The following is an 11,818-nucleotide window of genomic DNA, read 5'->3' on the forward strand; positions in this document are numbered from 1 at the left end:
CAGCCGCGGGCAATGGCGGGCCGAAGCCATGAGCGGGACCGGCGAATATCTGTGGTACATCCCCAACGACGTCAGGGCCGGCCATCGCGGCGACGCGGCAGCCGAAGATCACAACAGCCTGGAAACGCTGACCGCCCATGCCCGGGCCCTGGAGGAATACGGCTGGAAGGGGGCGCTGATTGGAACCGGCTGGGGCCGGCCCGACACCTTCACCCTTGCCACCGCCCTTACCGTGCGGACCTCCACCTTCGAGCCGCTGATCGCCATCCGGCCCGGCTATTGGCAGCCCGCCCAGTTCGCCTCCGCCGCGGCCACGCTCGATCATCTGAGCGGCGGGCGGGTGCGCGTGAACGTCGTGTCGGGCCTGGACAATCTAGCGGCCTATGGCGATGCAGAGGGAGAGCAGGCACATCGCTATGCCCGCACCAGGGAATTCATGCGCCTGGTGCGCAGGCTGTGGACCGAGGAGAACGTCACTTTCGAAGGCGAGCACTTCCGGGTTGCCGGCTCCACCGCGGCGCCGCGCATTCCTCCGCGCGGCGGGCGGCGGCGCCCCAGGCTCTATTTCGGCGGTGCCTCCGAGGCGGCGGAACGCGTGTCCGCCACCGAGGCCGATGTGCAGCTCTTCTGGGGAGAACCGCTCGGCGGCGTGCGCGAGCGGATCGAACGCCTCAAGGCCTTGAGCAAGGCGCTCGACCGTGATCTTCCGCCCCTGGAGTTTGGCCTGCGGATCACCACACTGGTGCGTGACACCAGGGAACAGGCCTGGGCCGACGCAGAGGCGAAGGTCGCCGAGATGGCCAGGACCAACGGCGCCGGCTGGCATGATCATCGCCAGGCCGTCGCCGAGGGCCAGCGCCGGTTGCTCGATCTCTCCTCGCGTGGCGACGTGCTCGACGACAATCTCTACACCGCCCCCGGCAGGTTCGGCGGAGGCGGAGCCGGTACGACCTGGCTTGTCGGCTCGGCCGCCGACGTCGCCAATTCGCTGCGCAAATACCGTGAGCTCGGCATCATGCATTTCGTGCTTTCCGATACGCCCTATCTCTCCGAGATCAAGCGGCAGGGCAAACAATTGCTGCCACTGCTGCACGATTGATGCCGGCAGCGAACAACTTGCCATAGCTCGTTGTTTTGGCGTGTTTTTCCATCGGCATAACGATCAATCTGGGCACGCTCTAGAACAGCCTGAACTGGCCGACATCGGCATCGGCATCGAGATCGGTTATCAGCATATGTCCAGGCGTGTTGGTGATGAACATCTCCGGCGTCGAGCATTTCAGCACGCTTTGCGCCGTCAGGCCGGAAGCCCAGAACACGGGAATCTCGTCGCGATGGACCTCGACGGCATCGCCCCAGTCGGGGTTGTCGACGTCATCAATGCCGATCTCGGCGGGATCGCCGACATGGACCGGCGAGCCATGGGCATGCGGAAAACGCGCCGTCATGGCCCGGACCCTGTCGACGAGATCCTTCCGGATCGGCCGCATCGAGACGACCATGTAGCCACCGAACACGCCCACGCTCTGGGTGCGGATGGAAGAGCGATAGAGGGGTACGTTCTGGCTCATGGCGACATGGCGCACCTCGATGCGGTTCTGCTGGAGCATATGCTCGAAGGTGAAGGTGCCGCCGAGCGCGAAGGCGACCAGATCGTCGCGCCACAGGCTGATGATGTCGCTTCTGCTCCAGGTCCGCGGGCCGGCATGGAAGACGTCATATTGCGGCAGGTCGGTGCGCACGTCGATGTCGCCGAGCGTCGGCAGGCTGGGGTCTCCGGCCTGGTTGACCCCCACCAGGGGCAGCGATTTGGGATTGCGCATGCAATATTCGAGGAAGTCGTCGGCGAGGCCGTTCGGCAGGATGACCACGTCCGCCTGCAGCTTGCCATCCGCCAGGCCGGCGGTGTGGCCGCGATAATGGCCGAGCCGGATCGCTTCGCGCAGACTGGTCGCGCCGACCATGCGGAATTCTTCGTACCTTGTCGCGATATGTGGACGTCCCATTGGTCTCTATAGCCCCCAGCTTGCCGCAGGAATGGAGGAATCCTGGGCAAGCATCTAGAATTATTATATTTTTTGGTTCTCTCATTGGATGGAACGGCTCTTTGTTGTTCGGCTGCCGGCCCGAGCGCTTGCACAGGTTCCATATGACCGGGCAGTCTGTTTTTGTCTTTGCGACCATCGCTACCTCGCTCCACCGACAAGCGCCTTGAGGTCGTTCACGCCCTGATTCAGGAAGGCGAGGTCGCCGGTCATGTAGTGAACGAGGAAGGCGGCGTAGAGCACTGAGACCAGGCTGAAGACGAGGGTCTTCACCACCAGCGACAGGGCGAAAATGTTGAGATGCGGCGAGGCGCGGGCGAGAAAGGCCAGCACGACGTCCGAAAGCAGCAGGCTGACAATCAGCGGCGCCATCAGCGTCAACGCCATGCCCAGGATTCTCGTCAGCAGGGTCAAAAGAATGGCGCCGGCATCGCGGCTGAAGATCGGCGAAAGGCTGTCGATCGCCCACAGCGCATAGCTGTCATAGAGCGCGCTCAACGTGTGGTGGAGCCCGCCGGCGGCCAGATAGATGCCTACCATGACGATCATCAGAAGCGTGCCCGTGGCGCTCGTCTCATGGGTCATCATCGGATCGATCAGCGTGCCCATGGTCGAGCCGCGCTGCAGGTCGACGATGTTGCCGGCCGCCTCGGCCGCCCAGAACGGAATACCGAGCACGAAGCCGAGCAGGGCACCGATCACCACTTCCTTCAGCATCAGCATGAGCATCATGGGCGCATCGACATGGCCGCGCCCGGCAATGTCGACGGTCATCGGGATCACCGGCAGCGCCAGCGCGAGCGCCACGCCGGTGCGCAGGATCCCCGCCAGCCGGGTTCGGGAAAACAGCGGCATCAGCGCGACCAAGCCGACGATGCGCGCCGTGGCCAGCGCACCGGCCAGTACCAGGGTTTCCAGCCCCTTGAGCGATGCGAACAGGTTTTCCATCACCGGCGCGTCACGACAGGAAACTCGTCCATGACCTTGGACGCCTCATTGGCGATCTGGTAGCCGAGGAGCGGGCCGACCAGCAGGATGACCACGAGCACCACCACCAGCTTGACGGTCTGCGGCAGGCTCTGGTCCTGGATCTGGGTCAATGCCTGTGCGAAGCCGATGAGCAGGCCGACCACCAGGGCCGCCACGATGGCCGGGCCGGAGAGGATCAGCACCATCCACAGGGCGCTCTGGACCTTGGCGAGAATGAAATCATTGGCCATCGGGCGGTCCTTGCGGTGCAACCTTCAATTGTAGCTGAGGATCAGGCCGTGCATCAGGCGCGACCACCCGTCGATCGCCACGAACAGCAGCAGTTTCAGCGGAATGGATATCAGCGTCGGCGAGACCATGATCATCCCCAGCGTCATCAGCACATTGGCGACGACCACATCGATGATGAGAAAAGGCAGATAGAGCAGGAAGCCGATCTCGAAGGCCCGCGTCAGTTCGGAGGCGACGAAGGCCGGCACCAGGATCTGCAGGTCGTCATCCCGGACCTCGGCGCGTGCCTGTTCGGGCCATAGCCGCTTGGTGCCGTCCAGGAAGAACTGGCGTTCCTGGGGCTGGGTGTAGCGCAGCAGATGCTGCTTGAGCGGTTCGCGTGCCAGTTCGCCCGCGCGCGTCAGGTCCTGCGTGGTCTGGAACTGGATGTTTTCCTGCTGCAGGCGTCCCGAGATTTCGCCGATCAGGGGCGTCGTCACATAGACCGTCAGCACCAGGGCGATGCCGTAGATCACCAGATTGGGCGGTGTCTGCTGGACGCCGAGCGCATTGCGGATGAGGAAGAGGACGACGGAAATCTTCAGGAAACCGGTCATGGTCACCACGGCCAGCGGCAGAATGCCGACCAGGCCGACCGCGACGAGAAGGCCGAGAAGATTGGGCGAACCCTCAAGCATCGGCGGAGATGCGAACGATGCGCACTCCCATGCCGTCGCCGACCTTCACGATCTCTCCGCGGCCGATGCGCCTGCCATTGGCCACGAGATCGACCGCGGGCTCGGAAAGCTCGGGAAGCGGCACGATGGATCCGGCGGCGAGCCGGCTGACCTCACGCAGGGGCATCGTCATGCGTGCGAGTTCGAAGACGACCGTCACCGGCAAATCCTCCAGGCCCGTATCGTCGGGTTGCCCGTTTGCCGATTGTGGTTCTTCCATGATCCATCCCCATCTCGTTTTGCTGAGCGGCGTCGGCGCCGAAACAAGTCTGCCGCTCTGTCCGATCGGCTCCGCCAGCGCTGCCCGGCGCTCGGCCAGCACCACCAGGACCGTCTGCGCGCCGCGGGTCCAGCCATCGGTCATGACGACATCGCCGGGCTGGAGCGAACGCAGTTCCCCTAGGGAGAGGCTGGTCGCGCCCCACCAGAGGCTGACGGGCAGCGGCAGTTCGAGCCGGTGGGCGGCAGGCCTGCCCGATGCGTCGTCGAGGAGGCGGCCGATCCTGGCGGCCAGCGCGGCGTCGGCCTGCAGGAGGCAGATGTTTTCGGCCTGGCCACTGCGGAGTACGAAGGCGAAGGGCATTTCGGCCGCGCGGTCGAGCGGTGTGGCCGCAATCAGCTCGATCGTCCCGTCCAGCTGGCGTTCCAGCCAGGCGATCTCTTCGCGCAGGAACGATTCCAGCAGGAGGGCGGCATGTCCGGGGGCGGGCGGGCCGGCGGTGGCGCCGGGATTGGCCCGTGCCAGCCAGCCCTCGAACAATGCATGCGTGAGGCAGAGCCGGCCCGTTGCTGCCCCGACCTTGAAGTCGATGGCGGTGGCCGTGCCTTGATCGATCACCGGCTGCCACAGGACGGACAGCGCGAACGCCTCGCCGGCAAGGCGGATCTTCACCGGCGGACGATGGCGGTAGAAGGCGTTGAACGCCGCGGCATCCGCGGGCGTGATCGCCCGCAGTCGTGCCGCCGAGACCGTGGGTTCGGCCGCACGGCGCTCTCGCGTTTTTCCAAGTGCCGCTAGTCTCTGATGCATGCGAAAATCACACTCTTCCTGGCTTGGGCTTCGACGCGGCCGCGAGTGTTGCTTCCTCCTCGATCATCATTTCCTCGATTGTCTCCAGCCGCCGCCTGCCGCGCGATCTCATCTCGTCGACGAGTTGGGTCAGTTTCTCGACGGCTTTGCGCCGGACGTGATGGTCTTCGCGCGCATGAGCCAGCTTTTGCTGCAGCCCGGCTTCAGCCTGCCTTGCCTCTTCGCTTGCCTGCCGCAGCTGCTCCACTTCGCTTGCGGTCATCTCGAAGCGGCCGCGCAGCGCCAGCAGGCTTTGGGCCGTGAGCGGCTGGCCCATGAGGCCGGCGAACGAGGCTCGTTCGTCGGACGCGGCCCGTTCGAGCCGGCTGTCGAGAGCGGCAGCCGCCGATTGTGTCTGGCCCTGCGCTTCGCGGACGAGGCGTTGCTGGCGGACAACCGCTTCCGAGGCGCGCTGCTCGCGCAAGCTGCGGATCCTGTGGAGCTGGGAAATCACCGTCTGCCTAGCCATTGACGATGTCCCGCAAGCGCCTGGTGGTGTGCTCCATGCTTTCGTGCTGGTCGGAGGACTGGCGCAGGAAAGCGTTGATCCTGTCGATCTTGGCGACGGCCTCGTCGGCGACGGCGTCGCTGCCCTTCTGGTATTCACCGATGCGCACCAGCAGTTCCACCTCGGCGTGACGCGACATCAGCTCGCGTATATGCGTTGCGTCGGCCCGATGCTGCTGCGAGATCACCGCATTCATCAGGCGGCTTCTGCTGCGCAGGATGTCGATCGCCGGGAAATGGTCGCGCCGGGCAAGGTCGCTCGACAGGAAGACGTGGCCGTCGAGCAGGGCCTGCAGTTCCTCGGCCACCGGGTCGAGCGTGCCGTCGCCTTCGAGCAGCACGCTGTAGAGGCCGGTGATGGTGCCGGTCTGACCGGGGCCGGCCCGCTCGAGCAGGCGCGGCAACGCCGCGAACAGGGAGGGCGGAAAGCCGCGCCGTGTCGGCGGTTCGCCCGAAGCCAGGCCGATTTCGCGCTGGGCCCGGGCGAAACGGGTGATGTTGTCCATTGCCAGCAGGACGTGCTGGCCCCGATCGCGGAAATATTCGGCGATGGTGGTAGCGACAAAGGCGGCCTTGACGCGCTCGATGGCCGGTCTGTCCGAGGTTGCGGCGACGATGACGGTGCGCGCCATGCCTTCGGGACCGAGTGCATGCTCGACGAATTCGCGCACCTCGCGGCCGCGCTCGCCCACCAGAGCGACGACGGCGACATCCGCATCGGTGCCACGCACGATATTGGCGAGCAGGGTCGATTTGCCGATACCCGGCTCGCCGAACAGGCCGATGCGCTGGCCGCGGGCGCAGGTGAGCATGCCGTCGAGCGCGCGGATGCCGAGCTGGATCGGCTCGCTGATCATCCCCCGGGAGAGCGGCGAAGGGGGAAAAGCGTGCACGGGGCGCCGGTCATCGAGAGTGCCGGCGTGAAGAGGCCGGCCGTCGAGCGGCTCGCCGAGGGCGCTCACCACGCGGCCGAGCAGGCCCGGGCCGACGCCGATCTGCAACTGGGCGGCCACGGGAATCACTTCGGTCAGGCTCGACAGGCCTGCGAGGTCGTCGAGCGGGACCAAGACGGCCGAACCATCGGCAATGCCGACGACCTCCGCTCTGACGCGGCGGCCCGTTTTCGGGTCGACGAGGTCGCAGATTTCGCCGAGCCGTGCCTCTTCTACCGTGGCATGGATGATGACGCCGACGACTTCGCGCACCCGCCCGCTGCGGCCCCGCTGATTTTCCTCGCGCAGCCGCTTGCCAAGGCGCGGCACGATATCGGCGAGCTTCGCATCGATGTCGAGGGGGGCGCCGGTCATGACGCTGCCTTTCTCGCCGATCCGAGCGCGGCGGCGATGGCATCGAGCTGGGTGCCGACGCCGGCATCGATCACGGCGGCTTCGCTCGCCACGATACAGGCATCGCGCGCGAGGGTGGGATCGGCCTCGATCTCGAGGGCAAAGCCGAATTGCCGCTCGCGTGCGAGCGTATCCAGTTCCGCGCGAACCCTGTCTTGCGCGTCGGGATGAACGGTGAGCCTGAGATATTTGGCCTGCCGGACCTCGGTGACGGCCTGGCGGGCGATCTTGGCGACGAGTTCGTCGAGGTCGAAGCTGCCCAGCAGGCGCCGGGTGACTTCCAGCACCAGCTCGCCAACCTCGCTTTCGACGCCCTCGAAATAGCGGTCGAGCTTGGCCGTCGTCTCGGCGACGAGGCGGGCGGCTTCCCGCTTGCCTTCGGCAATCCCGTCCTCATAGCCCTGCGCATATTCGGCGGCATAGGCCCGGCGGCCGGCCTCGCGCAGGCGTTCGGCGTCCTGCCGCGCGGCTTCCAGAAAGCCATAGCCGTCCTGCCAGGCCTTTGCCTCCGCCGCGCGCAGGATGCGCCCGGTCGGGCGCTTGGGTCGATCGGCCAGGGGCCCTGTGTCCTGCCCTGCCATTCCCCTACCTCGAGCCAGCGGCCCGCCGCACGATCGGCGGGCCCAATTGTGCAAAAGGCGCGGGTGCCGTGCCGTCGAGGTCGGGACTGGGCGGCAGCTTGAGGCGGACCCGCACACCGACACCTGCCGGCATGGCGTCGCACCAGGCGCCGAGGCAGCGCCAGCCATCGGCCGCAACCCGCTCCGCGAGATCGGCGATCGGCTCGAGGACCTGTTCCGGGCCGGCGAGGTCGCGGTTGAGCACCGCGTATTCGCACAGCGCTTCGCCGAGTCGGGCATGCAGCGCCGCCGTCGTCTCGCGGCGGATCACGCCGGCAAACGATGCCGCCCAATAGATCGCGCCGGCTTTCAGCGCGAGATCGGCCAGCCGCTCGGCATCGCAGAGTGCGATCGCCCGGTCCTCTTCGTCGACCTGCGCCTCACCAGCGGAAAAGCCGTAATGCTCGCCGATCAGGCGCGAAAGCCTGGGCTCCAGCCGCTCCGCGGTGAGCATATGCGCGCAGGCCTCGTCACCTAGGGTGCCGCCGAAACACGGAGCCAGGCGGGAGGCAATCGTATGAAGGGCCGGCTTGTGCACAAAGGACCGCCAAGCCTCGGCGGCATCGATTTTGCCGGTCATGGCGCCCTCTTCACGGGGCGAAGAGGGGGTGATCCGTCGAGGGCGTAGACGTCGCGTCGCCGCCGCCAGTGAAGATAGGCCAGGCGCCCGGCCAGAAGCACGACCATGGCGGCGAGCCCATAGACGATCCACATGGCACGCGCGAGGTCGTCGGGATGCAGCCAGATGCCCAGGAAATTCGTGAGGCCAGGCTCGCTCGTCGTCGCCGGCTCGACCGGTGCCGCGACCGGCACGAGAATGACGGAGACATTGTCATAGGTCAGCCCGGCCACGCCGTTGGCGACCAGCATCTTCACCTGCGGCACCAGTTCCTTCATGTCGACCGAGGTGCGATGACGGATGAAGACCGATGCCGAGGACGGCACCAGCTGCTGCTTGAGCGGATCGTTCTCCGGCAGTACCAGATGCACGCGCGCGGACAGGACGCCGTCAATGTCGGAGATGGTTTGCGAAAGCTCCTGGCTGAGGCCGTAGATCATCGCCGCGCGTTCCTCCACCGGGGAGGAGACGAGCCCGTCACGCTTGAACACCTGGCCGAGGGTCGCGAATTTCTCCTTGGGCAGGCCGATCGCATCGAGCACGGCCATGGCTTCGGCGAAGCGGGCCTTGTCGACGAGAACGGTCACCGTGCCCTCCTTGTCGATCTGGCGCTGGGCGGGAATGCCCCGTCGCACCAGTGCGGCAACCACCTCGTTGCCCTGGCGCTGGCTGAGCCCTGTGTAGAGTTCCACCGTGCAGGCCTGCAGGAACAGCACGCCGACAAGGGCAAAGACGGTGCCGAGCCGGCGCAGCCAGGCCGGCAACCGATGCATCGATACTGGCCTCACGGAGCCCCCGCCACGCACTATTGCTGTTTGATCAGCGTGTTGACCGAGCCAGTCGCGGCCGTCACGCTGTTGATGGCGACGGAGACATTGGCGGCCGCCCACATGAAGGAAATGGCGCGATCCAGCGTCAGATCCGTGTTCGGCTGTCCCGGTGCCCGTTCATTGCCAGCTGCGGCATTGCCGCTCCCCTCACTGGCTGGCGAGGCGAGACCTGCCTGCGGGCCGTTCTTGGCAAAGGCCGACTGGGCCTGCTGCACCACCCCTTCGAGCGAATGCAGCGCACCGCCGACGAGAGCGGCGGGATCATTGGGCAGCCCGGCCTTCCCGACGCTCTTTTCCATCTCCACGAGATAGTCGAAGAGCTGATGCTCGACATTCGCCTGGGGCTGGGGCGGCTGGAACTGGGTCGGTGCCGCCGAAACCGCACCTATGGCAGCGTCTGCAAGCTGCATTGTTCATTCCTCATCGATCGCCGATTGGGTGCCTGCCTCCCGGTTCCGGCTCAGCCTTCCTCGTTGCGGGCCTGCTGCATGCCTTCCAGGGCCCGGTCACCCTGTTGCTGGGCCATGCTCACCGCGAAATTGGCGAGGGTTTCTTCCATCTGCTTCTGCAGGGCCGCTTCCTGGCTTTCCTTGCTCGGATCGGGCTGACTGGTCGGGCTGATTCCGTTGCTCTCGATCTTCATTTGCTCTCTCCTGGATGCTTGGCGGTGGGCGGGGTCTCGACCTCGGCGCGCCGGCCTCGGAAAACACGAACCGGCACGACATTTTCAGCCGAACCGTCGACTTCACGCGCCCGTGCCGGGCCGGACGGCCCGGTCAACACGCCGAGCGCCTTGCGCACGGCGTCGATATAGGCGGGCGGGCCGGAAACCGAGACGACCCGCTCGTTCTGGGCGATCTTGATGGGGTAGCGTGCGTCGGCGATGCCGAGTTCGCGCAGCCGGCCGGGAATGCCGGGCAGGGTGGCCGCGTCGACCTTGAACATGTCGGTGCGCATTTCGGCTTCGGTGGCCACGGCCAGGCTGGCGCCATCATAATACCAGACCAGGCCATAGCGGTCGCAGACCCATTGCAGGAACTCGCGCGCCGTTCCCATCGGCATGCCGGCACTCAATCGGCCCTTCACCCCATCGCTGAGCTTGACCGGAACGTGGATGTTTCGGCCGAATTCGGTCAAGGCGTCGCGTACCGACTGGTCGATGGTGATGTATTTGTACGGGCCGGCGGGCCAGTCGGGCTCCGCTGCGCGCACGGGCAATGCCGCCATGCCCAGGCAAAATCCGATTGCGAAGCCGAGAATGGCGGGAGACCGTCGATGCGTCCCCATGGCCACCCTGCTGGTCTCAAATTCCATGCCCCTTACCTGTGCAACGACGCATTCGCTCTTCGAGCGTTGAGTCCCGGGCGGCGTGATTTGCCTGCCAAATCGTGCAGCACATTATCGTGATCGTCGCTGAAATGAAAGTCCAATTGGATTATAGAGCCATGAGCAAGTGCCAAATGCTTCAGATTCGCATCGGCCTTGGAGGTATCTTGTTACAGTTTTCAAACGAGGCTGCGAACAGGGGGAGCACCGGGAATGGCGGTTGATGCAGGACGTCTTCATGCGTGTCGCTCGCTGCGGGGCAAGCGCGTGATCCTGCATTCGCTCCTGCGCAGAGCCGGGATGGCGGCCGGCATCGTCGGCATGGTCTCAGTGTCGATGACGGGTATCGCCGCGGCCCAGGCGGATGGCTACGATCCACGGACCTGGACCTATGACGGCGAGCAGGACATCGTCATCGCGCCTTCGGGCAATCCGCAGGGGGACGTCGTCGACGAGCCTGCCACGGGCCCGGCCCGCCTGCCCGCAACAAGGCGTGCGCCGCCGATCGCCCGCCAGATCGTGGCATTCGCCGAACCCCATCCCAAGGGATCGATCGTCGTCGATACCCGCGAGCGCCGGCTCTACTACGTGCTCGGCGAGGGCAGGGCGCTCAAATATGTCATCGGCGTGGGGCGCGAGGGCTTTGCCTGGTCGGGCCGGGATCGCATCCTCGACAAGAAGGAGTGGCCCGATTGGCGCCCGCCCGCTGAAATGCGGGAAAGAGAGGCCGCACAGGGGCATTATCTGCCGGTAAGGCTGGCTGGCGGCCCAAACAACCCCCTCGGCGCACGCGCGCTCTATATCGGGAACACGCTCTATCGCATCCACGGCACCAATGCGCCCTGGACCGTCGGCACGGCCAATTCTTCAGGCTGCATCCGCATGACGAACGAGGATGTGATCGATCTCTATCAGCGCGCTTCGATCGGAGCCGAGGTCGTCGTGCGATAGGGCTGCGCGTTTGGGTGTGGGGCGCCGCTTCGATGTCATTCTCCGAGGCGGTCTGCCGTCGCGATTCCGGCGTGAGCCGGGCCCATCGCATGCCGATCTGCTGGAGGTATAAAAATACTGAAGAATTCCTGCAGAAATTGTCGGCGAAGGCCTGCCGCAACCGTTCCGGGTGGCCCGTCGGTCTCCGGCCGGAACGGTCCATGGGCCGCGGGGTATTCAATCAGAGGGCTGCCTTCTCCTGGGATGACTTGTCCTAACTCGTTGTTTCGACGCCAGGTTTGGCAGTTCTTCCGCGGATCTCGACCGGAAGAATCAGGTCTTTTTGCCTCCGGCCCAGAATGCGGCGACGACGCCAATGGCGATGAAGATCATCATGGCGAAGAACACCTGGGCGATCTGGAAATTCAGGGAATCCCTGGCCACGAAAAGGGCGGCGACGGGCGCCGCCACGAACAGCAACAGTCGGATAATCAGGCTCATCGGCACCCCCACCGCTCACATCGAAGCTATGGGAGCGCAGATTGGCTCTGTCGCGGGCGTCCCGCATTGACCTGAATCAAGGCGGAAC

Annotated in this window: 16 protein-coding genes; 2 read left to right on the top strand and 14 right to left on the bottom strand. The window is 65.5% G+C overall.

What is annotated here, in order from left to right; genetic code table 11:
* Nucleotides 1-28: 28 nt before the first annotated feature.
* On the top strand, nucleotides 29-1,099 hold the full coding sequence (locus J8I29_RS18365; protein WP_209432764.1) for an LLM class flavin-dependent oxidoreductase: 1,071 nt from the start codon (nucleotides 29-31) through the stop codon (nucleotides 1,097-1,099).
* A 79-nt stretch (nucleotides 1,100-1,178) separates the two neighbouring features.
* Here the strand turns inward: J8I29_RS18365 and J8I29_RS18370 are convergent, their stop codons facing one another.
* The 13 genes from J8I29_RS18370 to J8I29_RS18430 form a co-directional block, all read right to left on the bottom strand.
* Nucleotides 1,179-1,964 (bottom strand): putative hydro-lyase, encoded by a 786-nt coding sequence (locus J8I29_RS18370; protein WP_245197115.1) that lies wholly within the window; start codon nucleotides 1,962-1,964, stop codon nucleotides 1,179-1,181.
* 222 nt (nucleotides 1,965-2,186) lie between these two features.
* Nucleotides 2,187-2,993: a type III secretion system export apparatus subunit SctT gene (gene sctT, locus J8I29_RS18375; protein WP_105860316.1), complete on the bottom strand. Its 807-nt coding sequence runs from the start codon at nucleotides 2,991-2,993 to the stop codon at nucleotides 2,187-2,189.
* Nucleotides 2,993-3,265 (bottom strand): flagellar biosynthetic protein FliQ, encoded by a 273-nt coding sequence (locus J8I29_RS18380; protein ID WP_209432766.1) that lies wholly within the window; start codon nucleotides 3,263-3,265, stop codon nucleotides 2,993-2,995. Before J8I29_RS18380 ends, sctT begins: the two co-directional genes overlap by 1 nt.
* A gap of 24 nt (nucleotides 3,266-3,289) precedes the next feature.
* Nucleotides 3,290-3,943, bottom strand: coding sequence for a type III secretion system export apparatus subunit SctR (gene sctR / locus J8I29_RS18385; RefSeq protein ID WP_105860318.1), 654 nt, complete (start codon nucleotides 3,941-3,943; stop codon nucleotides 3,290-3,292).
* Entirely contained in the window at nucleotides 3,936-5,012 is a 1,077-nt protein-coding gene (sctQ, locus tag J8I29_RS18390) for a type III secretion system cytoplasmic ring protein SctQ (RefSeq protein ID WP_209432767.1), read from the bottom strand. The genes sctR and sctQ overlap by 8 nt, the downstream gene beginning before the upstream one ends.
* A 7-nt stretch (nucleotides 5,013-5,019) precedes the next feature.
* Nucleotides 5,020-5,520, bottom strand: a complete 501-nt coding sequence (locus tag J8I29_RS18395) for a YscO family type III secretion system apparatus protein (protein WP_280870779.1) — start codon at nucleotides 5,518-5,520, stop codon at nucleotides 5,020-5,022.
* Nucleotides 5,513-6,865 carry a FliI/YscN family ATPase gene (locus J8I29_RS18400; protein WP_209432769.1) on the bottom strand — a complete coding sequence of 451 codons (1,353 nt, stop codon included), beginning with the start codon at nucleotides 6,863-6,865 and terminating at the stop codon, nucleotides 5,513-5,515. The genes J8I29_RS18395 and J8I29_RS18400 overlap by 8 nt, the downstream gene beginning before the upstream one ends.
* Nucleotides 6,862-7,485, bottom strand: a complete 624-nt coding sequence (gene sctL / locus J8I29_RS18405) for a type III secretion system stator protein SctL (protein WP_209432770.1) — start codon at nucleotides 7,483-7,485, stop codon at nucleotides 6,862-6,864. The genes J8I29_RS18400 and sctL overlap by 4 nt, the downstream gene beginning before the upstream one ends.
* A gap of 4 nt (nucleotides 7,486-7,489) precedes the next feature.
* Nucleotides 7,490-8,104 carry a hypothetical protein gene (locus J8I29_RS18410; RefSeq protein WP_209432771.1) on the bottom strand — a complete coding sequence of 205 codons (615 nt, stop codon included), beginning with the start codon at nucleotides 8,102-8,104 and terminating at the stop codon, nucleotides 7,490-7,492.
* Complete coding sequence (sctJ, locus tag J8I29_RS18415; protein ID WP_105860324.1) at nucleotides 8,101-8,916, bottom strand: type III secretion inner membrane ring lipoprotein SctJ; 816 nt, start codon at nucleotides 8,914-8,916, stop codon at nucleotides 8,101-8,103. The genes J8I29_RS18410 and sctJ overlap by 4 nt, the downstream gene beginning before the upstream one ends.
* Before the next feature lie 32 nt (nucleotides 8,917-8,948).
* Nucleotides 8,949-9,383, bottom strand: a complete 435-nt coding sequence (locus tag J8I29_RS18420; protein ID WP_209432772.1) for a hypothetical protein — start codon at nucleotides 9,381-9,383, stop codon at nucleotides 8,949-8,951.
* A gap of 50 nt (nucleotides 9,384-9,433) precedes the next feature.
* Nucleotides 9,434-9,616, bottom strand: a complete 183-nt coding sequence (locus tag J8I29_RS18425; RefSeq protein WP_105860326.1) for a hypothetical protein — start codon at nucleotides 9,614-9,616, stop codon at nucleotides 9,434-9,436.
* Nucleotides 9,613-10,287: a type III secretion protein gene (locus J8I29_RS18430; RefSeq protein ID WP_245197116.1), complete on the bottom strand. Its 675-nt coding sequence runs from the start codon at nucleotides 10,285-10,287 to the stop codon at nucleotides 9,613-9,615. Before J8I29_RS18430 ends, J8I29_RS18425 begins: the two co-directional genes overlap by 4 nt.
* A gap of 225 nt (nucleotides 10,288-10,512) precedes the next feature.
* On the opposite strand from J8I29_RS18430, the gene J8I29_RS18435 reads away from it, so the two are divergent.
* Entirely contained in the window at nucleotides 10,513-11,250 is a 738-nt protein-coding gene (locus J8I29_RS18435) for a L,D-transpeptidase (RefSeq protein WP_245197117.1), read from the top strand.
* A 312-nt stretch (nucleotides 11,251-11,562) separates the two neighbouring features.
* On the opposite strand, the gene J8I29_RS18440 is transcribed toward J8I29_RS18435, so the two are convergent.
* The gene (locus tag J8I29_RS18440; RefSeq protein WP_181160972.1) at nucleotides 11,563-11,730 is read right to left on the bottom strand and encodes a hypothetical protein; all 168 of its coding nucleotides are present in this window, start codon (nucleotides 11,728-11,730) and stop codon (nucleotides 11,563-11,565) included.
* Nucleotides 11,731-11,818 lie beyond the last annotated feature (88 nt).

The organism is Labrys sp. LIt4 (genome assembly GCF_017813775.1).
GTDB classification, from domain to species: Bacteria; Pseudomonadota; Alphaproteobacteria; order Rhizobiales; family Labraceae; genus Labrys; species Labrys okinawensis_A.